14 protein-coding genes are annotated in these 19,956 nt (G+C 50.8%); 6 read left to right on the forward strand and 8 right to left on the reverse strand.

Going from position 1 to position 19,956, the window contains the following annotated elements:
• Positions 1 to 21: 21 nt before the first annotated feature.
• The 6 genes from SH580_RS02220 to SH580_RS02245 form a co-directional block, all read right to left on the reverse strand.
• On the reverse strand, positions 22 to 2,232 hold the full coding sequence (locus SH580_RS02220) for a molybdopterin oxidoreductase family protein (RefSeq protein WP_345786243.1): 2,211 nt from the start codon (positions 2,230 to 2,232) through the stop codon (positions 22 to 24).
• Positions 2,232 to 3,779 (reverse strand): DmsC/YnfH family molybdoenzyme membrane anchor subunit, encoded by a 1,548-nt coding sequence (locus SH580_RS02225; RefSeq protein WP_319833378.1) that lies wholly within the window; start codon positions 3,777 to 3,779, stop codon positions 2,232 to 2,234. Before SH580_RS02225 ends, SH580_RS02220 begins: the two co-directional genes overlap by 1 nt.
• 91 nt (positions 3,780 to 3,870) lie before the next feature.
• The gene (locus SH580_RS02230; protein WP_319833379.1) at positions 3,871 to 5,613 is read right to left on the reverse strand and encodes a NirA family protein; all 1,743 of its coding nucleotides are present in this window, start codon (positions 5,611 to 5,613) and stop codon (positions 3,871 to 3,873) included.
• A gap of 98 nt (positions 5,614 to 5,711) precedes the next feature.
• Positions 5,712 to 7,448 (reverse strand): bifunctional protein-serine/threonine kinase/phosphatase, encoded by a 1,737-nt coding sequence (locus SH580_RS02235; protein WP_319833380.1) that lies wholly within the window; start codon positions 7,446 to 7,448, stop codon positions 5,712 to 5,714.
• Between the two features lie 10 nt (positions 7,449 to 7,458).
• The gene (locus SH580_RS02240) at positions 7,459 to 8,934 is read right to left on the reverse strand and encodes a NarK family nitrate/nitrite MFS transporter (protein ID WP_319833381.1); all 1,476 of its coding nucleotides are present in this window, start codon (positions 8,932 to 8,934) and stop codon (positions 7,459 to 7,461) included.
• Between the two features lie 199 nt (positions 8,935 to 9,133).
• The gene (locus tag SH580_RS02245) at positions 9,134 to 10,114 is read right to left on the reverse strand and encodes a YeiH family protein (RefSeq protein ID WP_319833382.1); all 981 of its coding nucleotides are present in this window, start codon (positions 10,112 to 10,114) and stop codon (positions 9,134 to 9,136) included.
• Positions 10,115 to 10,200: 86 nt separating this feature from the next.
• On the opposite strand from SH580_RS02245, the gene SH580_RS02250 reads away from it, so the two are divergent.
• The 4 genes from SH580_RS02250 (at position 10,201) to SH580_RS02265 (ending at position 14,060) form a co-directional block, all read left to right on the forward strand.
• Positions 10,201 to 11,136, forward strand: coding sequence for a LysR family transcriptional regulator (locus SH580_RS02250; RefSeq protein ID WP_319833383.1), 936 nt, complete (start codon positions 10,201 to 10,203; stop codon positions 11,134 to 11,136).
• A gap of 83 nt (positions 11,137 to 11,219) precedes the next feature.
• On the forward strand, positions 11,220 to 11,687 hold the full coding sequence (locus SH580_RS02255) for a superoxide dismutase [Ni] (RefSeq protein ID WP_319833384.1): 468 nt from the start codon (positions 11,220 to 11,222) through the stop codon (positions 11,685 to 11,687).
• A gap of 132 nt (positions 11,688 to 11,819) precedes the next feature.
• Complete coding sequence (locus SH580_RS02260; protein WP_319833385.1) at positions 11,820 to 12,815, forward strand: hypothetical protein; 996 nt, start codon at positions 11,820 to 11,822, stop codon at positions 12,813 to 12,815.
• A 225-nt stretch (positions 12,816 to 13,040) separates the two neighbouring features.
• The gene (locus tag SH580_RS02265; protein WP_319833386.1) at positions 13,041 to 14,060 is read left to right on the forward strand and encodes an SDR family oxidoreductase; all 1,020 of its coding nucleotides are present in this window, start codon (positions 13,041 to 13,043) and stop codon (positions 14,058 to 14,060) included.
• 10 nt (positions 14,061 to 14,070) lie between these two features.
• Here the strand turns inward: SH580_RS02265 and murQ are convergent, their stop codons facing one another.
• On the reverse strand, positions 14,071 to 16,074 hold the full coding sequence (gene murQ, locus SH580_RS02270; protein WP_319833387.1) for an N-acetylmuramic acid 6-phosphate etherase: 2,004 nt from the start codon (positions 16,072 to 16,074) through the stop codon (positions 14,071 to 14,073).
• A 116-nt stretch (positions 16,075 to 16,190) separates the two neighbouring features.
• Positions 16,191 to 16,514 (reverse strand): HU family DNA-binding protein, encoded by a 324-nt coding sequence (locus tag SH580_RS02275; protein WP_319833388.1) that lies wholly within the window; start codon positions 16,512 to 16,514, stop codon positions 16,191 to 16,193.
• Positions 16,515 to 16,697: 183 nt separating this feature from the next.
• Between SH580_RS02275 and SH580_RS02280 the strand changes: the two genes are divergently transcribed.
• Positions 16,698 to 18,836, forward strand: coding sequence for a hypothetical protein (locus SH580_RS02280; RefSeq protein ID WP_319833389.1), 2,139 nt, complete (start codon positions 16,698 to 16,700; stop codon positions 18,834 to 18,836).
• Positions 18,837 to 18,945: 109 nt separating this feature from the next.
• Positions 18,946 to 19,947 (forward strand): serine/threonine protein kinase, encoded by a 1,002-nt coding sequence (locus tag SH580_RS02285; RefSeq protein ID WP_319833390.1) that lies wholly within the window; start codon positions 18,946 to 18,948, stop codon positions 19,945 to 19,947.
• The last annotated feature ends 9 nt before the right edge of the window (positions 19,948 to 19,956 follow it).

Genomic DNA, 19,956 nt, shown 5'->3' on the forward strand with positions numbered 1-19,956 from the left:
GAATTATGGATGAAGATAGAGTTAAATGTTATGGATCGTGACGGCGCATGCTTTATAGGATGGCTGTTTCGAATAAGGATCAAAGACGCTGGCAGTTAGCTGGTTCGTGATTCTATAATGCATCGGCATAAAAACCTGCCCCACTTGGACACTCGCTAAAATCACAGCGGTGGCTTCCACTTCACCACGCCGTGATCGAATACAAACCTTAGAGTTGGGCCGAATCTGTAATGCTTGTGCATCCACAGGATTGATTTCCACGTAAGGGTTCTTCGGATACAGTTTCTTTAAAACATCGGACTTCCCAGTACGTGTCTGCGTATGCCACTGCGAAGAAGTGCCGCGCCCTGTGAGTAGGATAAAAGGATAGGCTTCATTCACTGGTTCAGGCATCGCACGTGGTGCCTCGAAATAAAACTTCGCGCGCCCATTCGGGCGGTAAAACTTCCCATCCTCGAACAAGCGCCTCTGAGTCTGCAAGCGCGCTCCTCCCTCCGGTCGCTGATAAGGCCACTGGATGCCCCCGGCACGTTCGAGATCGGCGTAGCCTTGAATGCCTGTAATATCGCAAGGCATGCCCTGACTTAAACGAGTCAAAATACGAAAGACTGCTTCTGGCGAAGTCCATTCTTCAAAGAGCTCCGCACAGCCCCAATGATGCGCAATCAGTCGGAAAATATTGAAATCTGACAGTGCCTCCCCAGGCGCTTGACTCACTTTTCGAGTCAGACCGATACGACGCTCAGAATTAATAAAGACACCCTCTTTCTCTCCCCAACCCGCTGCCGGCAACACAAGATCCGCAATCTCAGCGGATTCGGTGCTATAGGACATATCCTGCACAACTAGAAAATCCAGCTTCTCACGCACACGCCGAAATCTCTTTTGGTTGATCCAGGAATGCGCGGTATTTGTCGCGATCAACCACAGCCCCTTAATCGTACCCGCCTCAATCGCATCTATAATTTCGTTATACGCGAGGCTCGGCTGATCGGGGATTTTTGCGACTGGAATACTTAAGATATCTGCAACAGCGTTGCGATCCTGCTCAGACTCAAAATTGCGCCCTCCTAACAAGCCCGTCGTGTTACTAAACAGTCGCGAGCCCATGGCATTACACTGCCCCGTAATTGAATTTGCTCCCGTCCCAGGCTTGCCGATGTTACCGGTCATGAGTGCGAGGTTAATCAGTGACTGCGCCAAGCGTGTACCTTCGTAGCTTTGATTCACCCCCATGGTCCACCAAAAGGAAACACGTTTGCCTGACGCAATTAATCGAGCTAATTGGCTCACTTGCGCATAGTCTAAGCCTGTGGCAGCTGTGGCTGTTTCTAAACTGTAGTCTTTCAAAAAGTCGACGAAAGCTTGGTAACCCTCCGTATGCGCATTTATAAAGTCCTGATCGACGGCATCCATTTGAACTAGATGCGCAGCGAGACCGTAAAAGAGCGCGAGGTCAGACTTGGGCTGTATCGCAAGGTGTTGCGTTGCAGCCATCGCGGTTTCCGTTTTGCGCGGGTCGACGACTATAACTTCAGGCTCCCGCTGATTCCGCATCACCCGTTGCCACATAATCGGGTGAGCAATACAAGGGTTTGCACCGACAAAAATCAACACATCGGACTCTTCAAAATCTTGATAGGTATAAGGTGGGGCATCGTAACCGAAAGATTGTTTGTAGGCGGTCGCCGCAGTCGCCATGCATTGACGTGTATTGCCATCGCCATGCACCACCCCCATGCCGAACTTGGCCAGTGATCCGAGAAAGGCCATTTCTTCAGTCACAATTTGACCGGTGCTCAAAAAGGCGACCGAGGCCTGACCGTGCTCCTCTTGTATGCTCTTAAAACGACCACAAAAGGCATCCATAGCATCTCCCCAGCTCACTGGTTCCAATTCATCATTGCGACCACGTAATAAAGGTATGGTCGCCCGATCCGAAGCCGCCAAAGGGGTCAAGGCTTCCCATCCTTTGGGGCAGGCCATTCCTAAATTCACGGGGTAATCGGTATGCGTGCTCAAATTGACCGCATGGCCCGATTTCAAATGCACTTTTAATGAACAGCCCGTCGCACAATAGCCACAAACAGAATGAACCGTGGCGTCTGGCTTGAAAGCATGAGGCAAACGCCCTAGCCCATGCGCTGCTGGGTCTTGCACTAAACGCTCAGTCAATACGCCATCAAAGGCACGTATCCGTAATTGCTCTTTAACAAAATCTATCGCTGCCATCATTGAACACCTCCTGGCATTTTGGGTGCGGCCACCGCACGGAAAAATAATGAACGCTCCAATAATTCTGCAGCGAACAAACAGATAAACGATACACTCGAGATCAGCAGAGGCGCCCCGCTCCACCAGAGCAAAGCCGCACAAAGCATGCCGAATAAACAAACTGCAAAGCGTAAAATTGTCGTTCGGCGTAAAGGGTAGAGCAGCAACATGGCCGTTTTTTTAGCGGGGCTCATTGTATCTGCTTGAGCCTGGCCTAACATCGTCAGCTCTAATACTAACTTGGAACAGAAGCCGATCAACATGAAGCACAAGGCTGGAAGCGACAAGACTCCCTCAATCGCCGCAAAGAATACATACATAGCAGCCGACAAGCCGACAGTCGTGCCGAAAAACTTGAGTGCTGTGATTGGAAATGCCCAATAGGGTCTTTGCGTATCATGGTAAATCATGACTGAGGTGAACACCCCCAACAGACCGATGATAAAAGTCGCCCATGCAGAGTAATGCGCTAACGACCTTGGCAGAAAATCCACAAAGCCAGTGAAGGTGGTCAGCGCGGCAAGTCCTGAAAACAAACCAAATGTCAGAATCTCACGGCTCAACCAAGAACGGCGTAAACCAAGAAATGCACGCCAAGCGCCGAGTGGACGCCCCAAGTGCGAAGTCGACGCCGACAGCCCGATCGCCATACAAATAAAACCGGCCACGCGCAAAGAATGCTCAAATAAGGGAGCTGCAATAATAGAAGCCCCGTATAAGCCCACGCTCAACTGCGTCAGCACCAACATCAGAACCAAAGGAAAATGTCCATGTTCGGGCTCTAATGCATAGAGGTCTGCGGCCTCAACGGCGTCCGGAATAGAGCGCTGTGTCACATACTGAGTCGTGGGCGCAGTATACGCAGCCTCTGGAGCAGCTGGTAAGAATTCAGCTCCTGCCCGGGCCGCATTCAGTGTATCCAGCGTATTCACGATTGTGATACTGATTGCTTCCGTCGGACAAGCTTGCACGCAAGCCGGCGCCTCACCAGCAGCCAAACGACCATGGCACATGTCACACTTGCGAACGATACCAAGGCTCTTTGAATATTTTGGCACATCATAAGGGCATTTAAGCGCACAATATTGACACCCGATACATTGATCATCGAGGTGACGCACGATACCAGTTGCCGCATCTTTTTCATAAGCAAGCACCGGACAACCATTTAAACACGCAGGGTCCGCGCAATGATGACATGCACTTGTGACCGTCTGCGTATATGAGGCACCTCTCAAATCGACCCCATGGATGGTTCCGACATCTCGCCAAGTCTCGTGCGGATCAAGTCCATTTAAACTATGGCAGGCAGACACGCAGGATTTACACCCGGTGCACTGATCCAGATCTACTTTAAAGGCATATTGCTCACCGACACCAGGTTTTGTAAGCGGAAGCAGTTGCTTATAAAACTTCGCTTGCTCAGGCTCCACAGTTGCCGATGCATGTTGCGCTGAGAACATACCGACCGGAGTCTGCAAAGTCCCCTGCTCTTTAAGCAGCATCTCAAGTGGTGATTCTTCGACTGTAAGTGTAGTACTAATTGTATTATTTAGCTTTAGATTTTCGGAGCCGCAATGGCTGGTGAATAAGAAATTAGGCGGCTATGGAAAACATCGCCTGCAACTCCTCCACACTATGGCGACGTGAAAACTGCCAAAAAGTTTCCTGACCTTCACGTTTGGAAAGATAAGTTTGAAGCACCCGCATTAACAATGGCTTAAGATCTTCGAAGGCGGTGCCGGCAAATACCTCGTGAGCGATTGCTTGCCGTTCCTCAACTCCGCCACCTAGCACGACGGCATAGCCTTCAACACTCTCATCACCCACTTTTACTTTCGCACCTATCAGACCGATATCTCCAATATAGTGCTGCGCGCAAGAGTGATGACATCCAGTAAGGTGAATATTGATCGGCTGGTCTAATTGAATGTTTGCTTCTAAATAATCAGCCAATTGCACGGCATGGCTTTTCGTGTTGCTGGCTGCAAACTTACACCCCGCATTTCCAGTGCAAGCGATCAATCCACCGGAGATCGTTGTACTCTTATAATGAAACCCAATTTCAACAATGGCTGCTTTGACCGTATCCACATATTCCTTACGAATCCCTGGGATAATTAAGTTTTGCCATGCGGTCAGTCGAATATCGCCACGCCCGTATTGATCGGCAATCTTAGCGATGGCCTTCATTTGCTCAGGCAGCATACGCCCCACTGGAACCACAACTCCGATGTAATAATAATCCGCAGCACGCTCATCATAGACACCGATATGCCCGTGTTGCTGCGTGCCAGCACGTGGAGCGCATTGATCCAATGCTAAAGTCTCTAATGCAAACGTGAGCTTCTTCTTAGTTTCATCCAGAAACTTATCCACGCCCCAGTCATCCACTAGATATTTCAGACGTGCCTTTTTGCGGTTGGTACGATCTCCATTTTCAATAAAGACTCGAATCATCGCCGCTGCCAATGGCACCGCTTCCGAGGGCTTGATCAACAGACCGCAATCTTTAGCAAATTGTTTGTGTCCGGTGATACCGCAAAGCTGCACTCTGAAGTAGATGCCGGGCTCCACGCCCTGCCCCTCATCGACACGCACGGCATAGAATGCGATATCGTTGGTATCCGCACACACCGAGACACGGCCGCCGCTATCGAAAGCGATGTTAAACTTGCGTGGCAAACCGTAAAGATCGCGATTGTTTAGAATATAGTGATGCATCGCCTTCGCATACGGCAACACATCAAGCACCTCTTCCGGGTCGAAGCCGCTGGTCGGGCTCGCAGTCACATTGCGCAGGTTATCTGCCCCCGAGCCCTTGGAGGTAAGTCCAATTTCATCCAGCTTGATTAATGTCGAGATGGTATTCCTGGGCATAATTTCACGAATTTGAAAGTTACCACGCGTGGTGATGTCCGCATAGCCACCGCCAAAATCTTCCGCAATTTCAGCGAGCCCAGTCAATTGATACGACTTGAGCGCGCATCCCGCTACACGTGTGCGTAACATGAAGGAATCTTGTGCCGGCTTCACATGAAAGAGACCGTAAAACTTGTAGCGAAACATGTCGGCTGCTTCCGGAAACTGATCCAACTCAGAGTTCTTTACAATCGTGTCCCAGACATCCAGACCGTTTTGCTCGTGCTTAATTAATTCTTCCTTGCAGAGCTCATCCAGTGGTGTGCCGTAAACCGACTCTTCGGTGGCCTGTGCGGGATCATCAGTAAATTGCCCTTGAGCATTTTGCCCCAGAAAGGGCATGCCTACGCGCTGGTTCACCCCAGCAAAGAAACCTTCTAAATATTGTTTTTGATGACTAGCAAATGCGGTGTTCATGATAAACATCAAATAGCCCACCGCATGCCAACCTTGCCAATTGATCAAATTAGCTCACTTCAACAATTTAATCTTAAACATGAAATAAATTCATCATCCTACTTCACTAAAATTCGCAGCAAGAGCAAGAGCACAACAACAGCCAACGCACAAGAAAGTCCCCTCCAAAAGGCAAGTGGATTCCGTTGCATCAAAGGCAGTCCCTCACGATTCAAAAAGTCGAGGTTAGGCTGTTGCAAATCAGCAAGCATTTCAGAAAGCGCCTCATAGCGACTCTCCGGGTGCAAATGGACCGCCTTAGCCAAAGCACCGTCAATCCACTGTGGCACCAATGGATTACTCGCAGTGACTGAACGATACTTGAGCAATGAAAAATCCCGCACACTCTGAGCAGTTTCCATCGAATCGCCATATGGATGCACAGCACCGCCTCCAAATAGTTGATAAGCAATCACACCGATCGAGAACAGATCCGAACGTGTCGACGGACGTCGTCCCAGTACATACTCCGGCGCGGAATAACGCTTGGTCCCTAACTCCGCCTGGCGTGTAAAAGGCACAGCAGATTCCTTAAGTCCCGCAACCGCAACGGAACCATAGTCAATAATCTTAACGACTCCCTCGGTATTGATAAGAATGTTATCCGGCTTCAAATCCTGATGCAGGGTTTCCTTACGGTGGAGCGCACGTACTCCAGCCACGATTTGCTCAAGAATTCGAACGACCTGCCCCATCTCGGGCTGTGGATTGGCCCGCATCCAATCCACCAAGGTTACGCCCTCCACATGCTCCATCAAATAATAGAGAAATTTCGCGGGTTGATGCTTATCAATCACCTTAACCAAGTTTGGACTCTCAATTCGGCGCCCCACCCACTCTTCTACTAAAAACCGTTCAATGTAGGCAGGGTTATCACTGTAAAGCTCCGAAGGTGTCTTCATTACCAAAGTCCTCCCTGAGCCCGGTTCTTTGACTAAATACAACTGCGAACGTGGACTCTCATCTAAAATACGCTCCACGATATAGCCATCTAGACTCATCCCAGGTTCCAATGGCGGCGGAAAAGGCAAACGACCGAGCTCATCATAAACCTCTGCTGCCGACATGTCTTGCAGGCCTGTAATCTCCAGCAACTGGCAGCTCACATTGTCATGACTCCCTGCAGCCAAGGCTTGGGCATTGATCGCTTCACAGCATGCATCCAGTTCCTCGCGGCCGCGAATAATACAATCCGCAAGCTCGCGATCCGTGACAAATTCATGTACACCATCACTACAGGTCAAAATAACGTCACCGACCTCGACCTGTACACGGCGATAGTCCACGTCCAGATTCATCCCCAAGCCCATGGCGCGGGCGAGATAGCTGGTCTTGGGAGACACCCAAGCGCGATGATCCTGTGTCAGCTGCTCCAACTGCCCCGCCCGCCACAAATAGATACGCGTATCTCCTACGTGAAAATAGTGTAACGAGTGCGATTTGAGTACAAGCCCGCTCATGGCACAGACAAAGCCCTTGCGCGCTTCCGCAAAGGCTTGCCCCTTTCCATAGAGCCAACTGTTGATCGCTACAATCACCCGATGGCCCGCAGTTTTGACCTGCCAGGTATCGGGCGTGCTGTAGTAATCACTCAAAAAGCCCTGCACACATATTTCTGCCGCTTCGCGCCCAGCCTCCGCCGATGACACGCCATCGGCGATCACCATCGCCACCCCCTTGGTGCCCAAACTTGAATCGGAGGGAATTCGGACACCAAGGCAGTCATCATTCTGGGATTTCACTCCAGCTGATGTGGCCTGTCCATAGCGGACAGAAAGCTCAGGTACGATCTGCATACGAACACAATTAACCAACTTCAATCAGTTGAACAGTTCCATCTTCCAACACTTCAGCAGTATGTCCCTTCGGTTCACGTAGAAACATCGATCCTGCAAAAGCTGCTGCCGATGAAATGGCAATCACCATAAAGAAGGTCGAAGCGTCTACAAAAGAGTAGACAGTCAAAAAGCAAACTGCACCCACATTACCGTAGGCCCCGGTCATGCCCGCAATTTGCCCCGTCATCCGACGCTGAATCAATGGCACTAATGCAAAGACAGCCCCCTCGCCCGCTTGCACGAAAAAGGAACAACTCATCGTCGCAATGACCGCCAACGGCAAATACCACGTGGGCCCCACCATGGAGAGTGTAAAATAGCCAACTGCCAGCCCCAAAATCAGTAAAATCATCGTCCAACGACGACCAAATTTATCACTTAAAAGGCCCCCGGCCGGGCGTGCAATCAGGTTCATAAAGGCAAATCCCGATGCCAACATGCCTGCCAGAACGGCAGTCAGACCAAAGGTCTCCATAAAAAAGAATGGAAGCATCGAAACCACGGCCAGCTCCGAACCAAAAGTCACAAAATAGTTCACATTCAAAATCGCCACCTGGCTGAAACGATAACGGTGCATCTCGGGAATCGATTCCGGATCGGCCAACATCTCCTTATTCACACGGTAAATTTGACTGGCTTGAAAAAGGTACAAGGCAATCAGCCCAGCATAGATGACATACGCGAAAGAAGTCGTCAGCAAGCCCACTCCGCCATTAGACAAGCGCCATGTCAGCACTCCCAAAGCCAGATACATCGGCACATTCATAAGCAAGAGGAAATAAAAATCCCGGCGACATGTCACTTCAAGCCCCCCCGATTTCTTCGGTTTGAAATATGTGGCACCTTCAGGCGTATTCCTCACCGATTTATAATATATAATTCCGTATATAAAGGCCACAGCTGCCGTGACTAGAAGCGTGTAACGCCAGGCATTCTCACCACCAAAGGCCAAAGCCAATGTAGGTAAGCACATCGCCGCGGCCGCCGATCCAAAGTTGCCCCAGCCTCCGTAAATGCCTTCAGCCAACCCCACCTGACGTGCCGGGAACCATTCCCCGACCATACGAATACCAATCACGAAGCCTGCCCCCACGAAGCCCATCCCAAAACGGGCCAGCGCCAGTAATTGATAATTCGGAGCCAGCGCAAAGAGCGCACATAAGACACCGGAAGCAAGTAGCAGTAAACTGAAGGTTCTGCGCGGTCCGTAGCGATCGACTAACATACCAATCACGATTCGAGAAGGTATCGTTAGCGCGACATTCAAGATCAACAAGGCCTTCCACTGTAACTGTGTTAGATCAAAGGCCTCCTTAATCGCCATCACCATCGGCGCATGATTAAACCACACTACAAAAGTTATAAAAAACGCCACCCAGGTAAAGTGAAGCGTGCGTATGCTCGGATCTTTTAGATTGAGAATGTTGAATTTATTTTGGCTCATTATTTTTTAGCTTAGTTTGGTTGCATTGGTATAGGTAGGTGCTTGTAAAACCTGCGATATACCCAGCGCTCGCCATGCCAAGTAAGCCTAATGCACCCTAAATTGACCACGCATTCGGCTCATCCTATTTATGAATATTCTTAATGTATAATTTTAGATGTATGAATCGATAAGATTAAAATAAACGACAAACCAACACTTAGGGTAAGACCAGTAGTTTCAATGCCAGCAACGACAGCAGTGCAGTGGGAAGCCACAAACCCAAACCTAGCGCCAAAGGTCGCCAGCCGACTTGCTTCAGCATACTTGGCACCATGCCCAAACCAATCAGAAATAAGGCTGCTGCCAGCACACGTTGACTCCCAAAGAAAAGGCAATCTCCTACAGGCTTGATCTCTGGAAACAACCAAACCGCAGTGGCCATCCCCATAAAACCAAATATAAACCAAGGCATCGATAAATACGTCTGTCGCCCGCCTTTACTCGGCCGTGCCACCGAAGTAGGATTACAATAATAACCAGCCAAACACACGACTGGTAAAATCCACAGCGAACGGGCCAGCTTTACTGTCGTCGCAATCAACAGGGCATCTGGTCCATACGCCAAGCCCGCTCCCACCACCGAGCTGGTATCATGAATCGCCAGCGCAGCCCACCAGCCAAACTCCTGCTGGCTTAAACTAAAAAGGTGCCCCAACAGCGGAAATATAAGCAATGCCAACGCATTCAACGCAAACACAACCGCTAATGCCGTCGCACTATGCTGCGAGCGTGGCCGTAAAACTCCCGCCACTGCAGCAATTGCACTGCCACCGCAAATTGCCGTGCCGACGCAAATCAAAAGACCTGTTTCCGAAGGAACCCGGAGCAAACGGGTCAGCCAATGCCCACAAAACAATATCAGCCCGATACTGACAAAAGTAATTCCAAAACCGTCCAGCCCAGCCTGAGCGACCACTGGTAAATCAAGCCCCGCTCCCAACCCAATGATCGATATCTGTAAAAAGCGGTGTGACCAGTCACTCCAACGCTTGCAATCACGATTATAGCCCAGCAGGGCCATACCGATCCCCAGGCCCAATGCCACCGCACCGCTCACCTCAATGCATAGAATACATAATACCCATAGCGGAATGCTCCACTCACTGGTTATAATTTCCTTGCGCCTCAAAATCTGCATGCCGTCACTATACGATAAAGCCCCGCAAGCTGGTAATCGATAATTTCAATTTGCCATCAGCTTTATCTATACATAAGAGTGAAATTATGAAATCCACTCTGCCACGTCTGGACCCCGAATGGCTGTCCACCTTTCTGGCCATTGCTCAGCATGGAGGTGTATTAGCCGCATCACGGGCTTTGCACCTCTCTCAACCCACACTCTCCGCACGTATTCAACGCTTGGAAGATGCAGTCGGCCAAAGCTTATTTGACCGTTCCAGTCAGGGGATGCAACTGAACGAGGCGGGCAAGCGCCTGCTGCCTGTCGCGCAAAAGCTCCCCAACTTACTACGCGAAGCACTAGAAGCCGTAGATCCCCATACCACTCAATTGCTCAATAGCCCCATTCGACTCTCGGCCAGTTCCACCCTCTCCGATTTCGTTTTCCCCAAACTACTGGCTGAGTTTTTACAAACACATAGCAGCTCAGGCATAGAGCTACGCTCCGAGAACACAGACGAGGTGCTGGCAGCCGTCCGCAGTGGTCGCGTATCGCTCGGAGCAGTTGAAGGACTGACACGCGCCTCCGCAGGACTACACCTGGAGCCATTCGCGATTGATGAAATCATACCGATCTATGCCCCAGGCCAAGTAAACCGAGAGCTCAAGCAAATATTATCACAACCAGTCAGCCTGGAAATGTTGCCCCAGCTTCCCATCCTATGGCGAGAACCAGGCTCCGGCACACGAAGAGTGATAGAAGAGCATTTAACTCAACACGGCGTTCGGCTGCAATCATTGCAACCCAACTTCGTATTTGGAAGGACCATGGCGCTCAAGCATGCCACCTTAGCCGGCTTAGGCATTGCCTTCATGCCACGCAGGGTGCTGCAGCAAGAACTTGCCCTCAAACGGCTACGCCCCATCGAATCACTCGCGCTCTCAATCGAGCGGACATTCAGCTGGGTCATTCCGCCCGGCGAGCTACCACCAGGACTCTACGCCTTCTATCGCTGGGTAAACGCCTATTTCCAAACTTGAACAAGTAGCAATCCCCACCGAACAAACATAAAAACAGAATCTGTAGTTTGCAATTTTGATTCCACCCGTAAGATTGGGAGCTTATGAAAGCACTCTATATACTTACCTTCACATTCGTCTCTCTATTCTCGGCAGCATCGCTGAGCGCTCACTGCCAAGTACCATGCGGCATCTACGGCGACGAACTGAAATTCGGCGAGCTAGAACAACATGTCGAAACAATCGCAAAAGCAGCTAAGAGTATTCGCGAAATCGCAGGTAAAGAGACACTCAGTGCGCAGGACCAACAGCAATTGATCCGTTGGACCAATAACAAAGAAAGCCATGCGCAAAAGATCATTGATGAAACGGCCAATTACTTCCTAGCACAGCGCATCAAGCCCGGCGCAGACCACTACGCTGAAAAATTGGAAGTGCTGCACCACATCATCGTCTACTCAATGAAATCCAAGCAAAGTGTAGAGGCCGAACCGGTTGAAACACTCTCCGCCAAGCTCGCCGCCTTTAAGGGGCTCTACCTCGACCACAGCCACGAGCATCACACACACTAATGCTCTTCGCTGGCACAGGAATTAACTAAATATATAAAGATCAGCCATACACACGATCTGATCTTTCGATCAGATTCACCTAGCTTGTGACTTCTGGCACCAATCTCGCTACTCGGTGAAAAACAATTTCACATGAGTCGCGCTTACACATCCCTGCTTCAGTCTATCGTTTCAGTTCTCACGCTTTGCATTGGCTTCAGTGCTGAACTTCAGGCGGTCGCAATGGAGTGGCCAGAATCAATCACCTATCCTGCCGACATCACCGTTCACATCATCCGGGAAGCTCCCACAACGGAAGGCAGCCTTTATCACAGCAATCACTTTGAACTGATCTCAGACCACCCCCTCTCGCGCAAAGCACTGTGCGATGTGCTACGGGTGTTAGAAGCCAGTTATGCCAGCCTCCTAGCACTCCCCTTAGGCTTTGAATACCTGCCATCAAAACAGCGACGTGTGGTCAAGCTAGTAGATAGCCAACAGCACTATATAGATAGCGGCGGTATTTTAGGCTCGGGAGGTGTTTACCTATCCGAAAGTCGAGAAGCTGTTGTCAGATTCGAGACCCTAGGTGCAAAACGCTCTAAAGAGGGACGCATTACTTCCATCCAAAACCTCGGACTCATCGCCCACGAAGTCACCCATCAAATCCAGCACGACTGGTTGGATGTGCTGCCCATTTGGCTCATCGAAGGCATGGCAGTTTATCTAGAATCAGTGCCCTTCCAACAGGGCACTCTACTTTTTAAAAATATGCACTTTCGGTCGGAAAAACACATCCGCCGTTGCAGCGAAAATCAATACTGGATCACGGACATCCAGAAACTCATGACCCTCGACCGCGACGAGTGGAATCAACACTTTCAAAATCATCCCTCCGCACACAACCAACATTACGTCTCCGCCTTTCTGCTCACTTACTACTTTTTACACATGTCAGGGGATGAACCCGGGAGCCATCTCCGCACCTACATCCAAGCCATGAAAGTAGCCGATCATCCCGAAGCGCAGCAAAGCGCACTCACTCAACTCATGAGCGGACGCACCTACCAGATGCTCGAAAACGATCTCATTACAGCCTACGCACAAGCAGGCCTGCAAATTCAAGCACTCATCGACGCCTCATTCTAGCAAGTGATCTCCCATTAAAGAGCTGCCGCATCGGGCGACATTCAAATCTTGTCCCCAAGCGCACGATGCGCTCTACTCTTAGCATGCGTCTTACCAGCCAAGAACGTAAAAGCCTATCGGTGATCTTGCTGATCTTATTGATTGCCACCATCGGTTGGTGGATTTTTTGAGTTTTTACTCTAAATTTGCTTCGTATAGTAGTCATCACTGACTAAGCATCTAAACATGCAATTACTATTCATCGGAGGCACAGGAAACATCAGCGCAGCCAGCGTCCGTCTGGCCTTGCAACAGGGGCACACAGTGACCCTACTCAATCGTGGCACACGTTCACTTGCCGACTATGACATCCATGGTGCCGAATCGATCATAACAGATATTAATGACGAAGCCGCCACGCGCGCCGCACTCGGCAAGCGCAGCTTTGATGTGGTCGCCAATTTCATCGCGTTCAAACCATCTGATATCCTGCGCGACATCCGACTATTTTCAGGGCGCTGTGCACAGTACATTTTCATCAGCTCCGCCAGCGCCTATCAAAAGCCACTGGCTCAACCGATCATCACCGAATCGACACCACTCAAGAACCCGTACTGGGATTACTCTCGGGATAAAATTGCCTGCGAAAATGCCTGCACAACCGCCTACCGTGAGAGCGACTTCCCCATTACCATAGTCCGCCCTTCTCTCACCTACGAAACCGTGATTCCCACTGCCATTGGCGGGTGGAATGATTACACGATCGTCGAACGCATGCGTCAACGACGTCCTGTTGTCGTGCATGGAGATGGCAACAATTTATGGACAATCACCCACGCCACTGATTTCGCCAAAGGCTTCGTTGGCCTACTCGGCAACCAACAGGCGCTTGGTGAAGCCTTCCATATTACCTCGGACGAATTACTGACTTGGAACCAAATCTACGACGCAGTGGGGATTGCCGCAGGAACTGGTCCGGTCGAAAAGATACATATTCCCTCCAGTTTTATCGCCAAACTAGAGCCGCGCATGGAGGGCAGCCTACTCGGCGACAAAGCTGTCAGCACTCTCTTTGATAACACAAAAATCAAACGTGTAGTGCCTGGCTTTCAAGCCACCACCTCCTTCCAAACCGGCATCCGACGCACCCTCGAGTGGTTCGAAGAGCAACCAGAACGCATGCAAACCAATCAAGCCTGCCACGATCGACTCGACAAAATCATCGCGGCCTACCAGCCGACATTCGACGCTCTAAAGCCAATCTAATCACGCCCAGTCACCGCACACGCTGCGCTTGAATCGCTGGGCGCACATAGCCACCATGCGTCGCAAGTAGTTGCTGTGCGCATTTGGCATCGATGCCAGTACGCGCCATCACGATGGCGACTTTCATATTCCCTTCCGCCTGCTCCAAAAGTTGTGTCGCCGCAGCCTCACTATTCAAAGCACCAGCTTGCATCACGATGCGTCGCGCGCGTAATTTAAGTTTCTGATTCGAGGCAATCATATCCACCATGTGGCCTGCATACACCTTTCCCATTCGAATCATAACTGTGGTTGTGAGCATATTGAGAACAATCTTTTGTGCCGTCCCGGCTTTCATTCGGGTCGAGCCAGCAATAATCTCGGCACCGGTAGCCACCTCGATGGGAAACTCTGCCCAATCACTCAAAGCAGCTGCTTGATTACAGGACAATGAGACAGTCAATGCCCCCACTTTTCGGGCCACCTGAAGCGCTCCGATACAATAGGGAGTACGTCCACTCGCAGCAATCGCCACGACGACATCCCGGTCGGTTAATCCTCGAAGCAGTAGATCGCGTCCTCCTTGAGCAGCATCATCTTCAGCCCCCTCCGCCGGATACATGAGCGCAGAGTCTCCCCCGGCGATCACGCCTTGCACTGTCTCAAACGGCACACCGAATGTTGGCGGACACTCGGAAGCATCTAACACCCCGAGCCGTCCACTCGTACCAGCACCAACATAAAAGAGACGCCCCCCCGCAACTAAACGCGGAAAGATTCCTTCAATCGCCGCAGCGATACTCTCGGCCGCCATAGAAACCGCAATGACAGCTTGCTGATTGGACTTGGCTATCAATTGAACGATTTCCAACGAATCCATGGTATCCAACTCATTCAACGCCGGGTCCCCCGCCTCGGTGCCAAGAATTGCAAGATTCAATCCTGGTGGTGCTGCGTTTGGCACTGACTTGGATACAGACTGCGCGCTGCTGTCGACCTCTGTCAATCGTGTCGATTCGATAAAGGTCTGCTCAAAACGAAGCCCGAATGCAACTTCGTCCTGCCGTCCCAATTGACGCATCAAAAAACGGGCTCCGCCATAAACCGGCGGAAGCTTTGGGAAAATGCAATTCACTGCATCGTCTAAATCCTGATCCAACAACTGCGCCTTAAATGCTCGGCGAATCTCAGGCGAACGCCACATTCCGCCGACCAGAACCACTGAGATCGGCCCACTTGCTGTGGCTCCTTTAGATACAATCGAATAGGCATCACCCAGCAACTGCGCAAGGGCCGCGGCAACATCAGAAACAATTTGAATCGCAACAGGATCTCCTTCACTCGCTGCCACACAGACCAGTGGCGCCAATCTAGAGATACATTTTTTACCTTCGCGATAGACCTGTGGAATTAAGTCAGGAGCCGACTCTACACCGCATAATTGGAAAACCCGTTCCGTCAGACTCGTCGCCTCCCCAACACCATCATGGGCAGCCATCACCGCTTGCAAAGCACGTCGACCTATATCATAGCCCCCGCCCGCATCACCAATCAGGTATCCCCAACCGCCGACTCTCAATTCTCGCCCTTGAGCATCCATACCGTAAACAACTGTGCCGGTGCCTGCGATTAATACCAAAGCAGGCATTTCAACGCCTCCACTCCAAAGCGCTCCAAGCGCATCGTGCATGACCTGCACACGCTGCGAGCAGTGAAAAACCCTCGTGACCAGCGACTCAAATCGAGCCGTGATTTCTGGATTCGATCCCCCGGCCAGCCCCACGAAAATCCCAGCCACAGAGTCCATAGAAATGTGAGCATGTAACTCATCATAAACCTGTTGTAAAACCTGCAGCGCAGCCACCTCCGCCCCGTTTGGGTTGAGCGAACGATTCAACAAAACGTGCGCCACCACTTGCCCATTCGCTCGGAATGCGACGGCCTCAGTCTTACTACCACCACCATCGATCGAAAGATAAAGCGCCTCCGATGCTTCAGTTCCGGACGAATTTATATCTGTTTTTAAATGATTCATAACATTTTGCCAAATGCATCCTAGCGGGTTCTCCAACTCACAGTAGTAGACGAGTCAGGCATAAAAAAAGCTTCACGCACAAAACGTGAAGCTTGAAAACATCGCCCGAGCGATGTTTAAAGTTTAGCTGCAATTGATGGCGACGCCTTGAAAGAGATCTTCTTCTTAGCTTTCACATTGACCGAAGATCCATCCAGTGGATTACGCCCTTTACGAGGCGCAGAGGCACCCAAGTAAAAATTACCCACTCCTGGCAATGGAGCCACTACCGATGGCTTCACAGCGGCTTCGCCCTTCTTAGGTTTTTTCACGGCTTTAGCGGCCTTTTTGAGCACCTTCAGGTATACCGCTCCGACGGCATCCAATGTGCGTGTTGCCTCCGCTTTACTTTCTAGACCAAGCTCCTTCTGGAGCGCTTCGACAAGTTCAATCTTTGACATAGTTTTTTTATTGTTTGGGTTAAAAGTCGCCGCACCAGCGACAACAGAAAACAACAACATAAGCATATCTTGTTTAAAAACCAAGCATTTATAACACCCTTGTAACATGCCCGTCCTCACATGAGCTCAGCCTCTGTTAAAGTTTGAATTCAGCCACCAAATTTCTTTTTCTCTCCGTTAGATATGAATATAATACCGAGCTTTAGCGGGCAACACTCTTGGAATTTCACACGCCGAGGCGGCATTTTCCAAGTGCAACTCGATACCGTCGAAGACCTGCGCGCACTCAGCACACTGGACCCGAAGCTCTGGGTGGCCCTCAGCTGCCCGGTGAACGATCTCGAAATCGATCGCCGCACACTCACGCTCATCGACCACGATGCCGATGGACGCGTGCGCATTGAAGAAATGCTAACCGCAGTGCAATGGACACTCGCACGTTTATCTAACCCGGAGTCCCTCTTCCAAGGAGGCGAACTACCGCTAGCCGCCATCAACTGCGACGATCCCGAAGGCGAAAAATTGCTGGCATCTGCCAAGCGTATACTAGCCAATATGGGCGTCCCCGATGCGCCGACAATCTCCGTCGACCAAGCCGCCAACACCGAACAAATTTATGGTAAGTCGCGGCTCAACGGTGACGGCGTCATCGCCAAAGACGCCAGCAACGATCCTGAAATCCAAACTCTCATCGCAGAGATCATGGATTGCCTGGGCGCAGAAATCGACCGCAGTGGTGAGCCCGGCATCACCAAAGCCAAGCTGGACGCCTTCTTTGAACAAATGAACAGCTACGAAATTTGGTGGCGGCAAGGTGAAGTCGACACCGCACAAGGGGAAGATGTGTTTCCACTCGGCGACGCCACCCCCGATGCATTCAAGCACTTCATCGCAGTAGAAAAAAAGATCGATGACTTCTTTGCCCGTTGCCAACTCGCTGCCTTTGATCAGCGCGCGGAAACACCACTCAACCCCGGAGTCTCGCTTTATACGGAGATCGCAAATACAGACTTCTCACTACCCCGTAAGGACATTGAAGCCTTACCGCTGGCACGTGTATCGCCCAGCTCAACGGTCCCCATCCTGCAGGGGATTAACCCAGAGTGGCGCACACGTATGCGCACCCTCTGCGACAAGGTCATCCGTCCACTCGGCATCGGCCCTGGAGACACACTGGAAATCGAAGAATGGCAAGCTGTCAAAACACGCTTCGAAGCCTACCGGCTATGGCGACAATCCAAACCAGAAACTGGCATCGAAAAGCTAAAAATCAAACGTGTGCGCGCTCTATTGGCCTCCAACTTACGCGAAAAAATCTATGCTCTACTAGAAGAAGACGCCCGACTGGCCCCCGAAATGAAAGCGATTGATAGCGTTGAAAAACTGGCACGTTATCACCGCGACTTGATTCAACTGCTCAGGAATTTCGTTAATTTTTCCGAATTCTACGACGAACAAGTCTCCGCCATTTTTCAGGCCGGTGAGCTCTACCTGGACGGTCGTGAGTGCCGCCTTTGTCTGCGGGTCGACGACCCAACCAAGCATGCCGTATTAGCCACACTCTCGCGCGCATTTGTCGCCTACTGTGAATGCCGCCGCAAAGACTCGCCCACTAAATTCCACATCGCCGCCGTCTTCTCTGCAGGCGACTCTTCCAATTTAATCGTTGGACGCAACGGTGTCTTTCGCGATCGCAAAGGCCTGCTTTGGGATACAACTATCGTCCGCTTAATTGAAAACCCAATCAGTATTCACGAAGCCTTCCTCATGCCCTATGTCAGGGTCGGTCGCTTTATCGGCGAAAAAATCGAGAAATGGGCCGTGACACGGGACAAGGCGATGCAAAAACAAATGGAAACAGGCGTCGACTCCATTGCAAGCGAGCCCAACAACACGGAGTCCAAAAACACACCAGCCATCGGCGGTGTCGCCACCATGCTCGCCGCCGGAGGTATCGCACTCGGCGCGTTTGGCGCAGGACTCGCCTCACTCTTTAATACCATGAAAGCATTGACCTGGTGGGAGCTCCCCCTGGTCATCCTGGGAGTCATTCTCATGATCTCGCTGCCTTCAATGGTGATCGCGTGGCTCAAAATTCGCAAACGCACACTCGCTCCCCTACTCGACGCTTCGGGCTGGGCCGTCAATGGACGCACCTTAATTTCTGCCAAGCTCGGACGCGTCTTAACGAAACGCGCCACGCTGCCGATCAGCTCGCAATGCCAATTCGATGAACGCAGCGGCGCACGCAGCGGACTCTGGGCCGCACTAGGACTCACCCTGACCATAAGTCTTATCGTCTGGCTCTATATACTTATTTGAGAAAAATTCACTCAATCTGGAACATATAGACAACTTCGTATTAGCATTTTTCATGCTAGATCAACAAATCCGCTTGCGAAATCAGATTTTTCAGCATTAGATGCGCGAAGTGAGTCACATTAAACACATATTCAATGAGCTACATTTCAAACTCGTGCGAGTCATCGCCGAAGGCGGTATGGGCATTGTCTATGAAGCAGAACAAAAAGGTGCGGGCAAGTTTGTAAAGCGCGTCGCGGTCAAATTAATCCGCGAAGAATACTCAAAAATTGAAGAATTTCGCAGCAATTTTGTAGGTGAAGCTCGCCTGGTGGCAGACTTGATCCACACCAACATCGTACAAACCTACCATTTAGGCGAAATCAGTGGCCAATACTTCATGACGATGGAGTACGTCGACGGGATCACACTCGAAGACTTTATCGTACGCCATCGCGAAACCAATCAGTTGGTCCCGACGGACCTGGCTGCTTTTATTGTTTCTCGCATCTGCCGCGGACTTTCACACGCCCATCAACGCTGCGATAAATCAGGCCGAAACCTCGGGATCGTGCATCGCGACGTCAATCCGCGCAACATCATGCTGGCACGTGAAGGCGACGTCAAGCTAACCGACTTTGGAATCGCCAAAGCTTTCGATTTGATGTACAATGAAGAAGGCGAAGTCATTGCTGGTAAGGATGAATATCTCTCGCCCGAACAAGCTCGCCGCGAGATTACCGACGCACGCGCCGATCTATTTAGCTGCGCCATTCTCCTCTCCGAACTTCTACTAGGAGAGAATATTTTTGAGGCCAATCGCGAGGAAGCCACCCGCAAGAATATACTGGAGCTCAGCATTCCCGATTTCACGGAATTACGCAGCGAGATCGACCCACGCTTGGATGATATTCTCCAGCGCGCCTTTAAGCGCGACCGCGAGAAGCGCTACCAAAGCGCCCAAGCAATGCTCACAGCCTTAGAAATGTTTTTATACGGCGACGGCTACGGCCCCACAAACGAAAAGCTGGCCGCCTACATGCTAGACCTCTTCAATGAGGATGGCGAAACCGCATCAGAGAGATGGAAAACAGGCACGACCCCCGGCCTAGAACAAAACGAATCTGATTAACGCAATCAA

The organism is Coraliomargarita algicola (assembly GCF_033878955.1).
Taxonomy (GTDB): domain Bacteria; phylum Verrucomicrobiota; class Verrucomicrobiia; order Opitutales; family Coraliomargaritaceae; genus Thalassobacterium; species Thalassobacterium algicola.

Excerpts from the sequence above, each read along its gene's own strand:
- SH580_RS02220 (WP_345786243.1), bottom strand. The coding sequence starts at position 2,232 with ATGGCAGCGATAGATTTTGTTAAAGAGCAATTACGGATACGTGCCTTT.
- SH580_RS02225 (WP_319833378.1), bottom strand. The coding sequence starts at position 3,779 with ATGCTGCTTAAAGAGCAGGGGACTTTGCAGACTCCGGTCGGTATGTTC.
- SH580_RS02230 (WP_319833379.1), bottom strand. The coding sequence starts at position 5,613 with ATGAACACCGCATTTGCTAGTCATCAAAAACAATATTTAGAAGGTTTC.
- SH580_RS02235 (WP_319833380.1), bottom strand. The coding sequence starts at position 7,448 with ATGCAGATCGTACCTGAGCTTTCTGTCCGCTATGGACAGGCCACATCA.
- SH580_RS02240 (WP_319833381.1), bottom strand. The coding sequence starts at position 8,934 with ATGAGCCAAAATAAATTCAACATTCTCAATCTAAAAGATCCGAGCATA.
- SH580_RS02245 (WP_319833382.1), bottom strand. The coding sequence starts at position 10,114 with ATGCAGATTTTGAGGCGCAAGGAAATTATAACCAGTGAGTGGAGCATT.
- SH580_RS02250 (WP_319833383.1), top strand. The coding sequence starts at position 10,201 with ATGAAATCCACTCTGCCACGTCTGGACCCCGAATGGCTGTCCACCTTT.
- SH580_RS02255 (WP_319833384.1), top strand. The coding sequence starts at position 11,220 with ATGAAAGCACTCTATATACTTACCTTCACATTCGTCTCTCTATTCTCG.
- SH580_RS02260 (WP_319833385.1), top strand. The coding sequence starts at position 11,820 with ATGAGTCGCGCTTACACATCCCTGCTTCAGTCTATCGTTTCAGTTCTC.
- SH580_RS02265 (WP_319833386.1), top strand. The coding sequence starts at position 13,041 with ATGCAATTACTATTCATCGGAGGCACAGGAAACATCAGCGCAGCCAGC.
- murQ (WP_319833387.1), bottom strand. The coding sequence starts at position 16,074 with ATGAATCATTTAAAAACAGATATAAATTCGTCCGGAACTGAAGCATCG.
- SH580_RS02275 (WP_319833388.1), bottom strand. The coding sequence starts at position 16,514 with ATGTCAAAGATTGAACTTGTCGAAGCGCTCCAGAAGGAGCTTGGTCTA.
- SH580_RS02280 (WP_319833389.1), top strand. The coding sequence starts at position 16,698 with ATGAATATAATACCGAGCTTTAGCGGGCAACACTCTTGGAATTTCACA.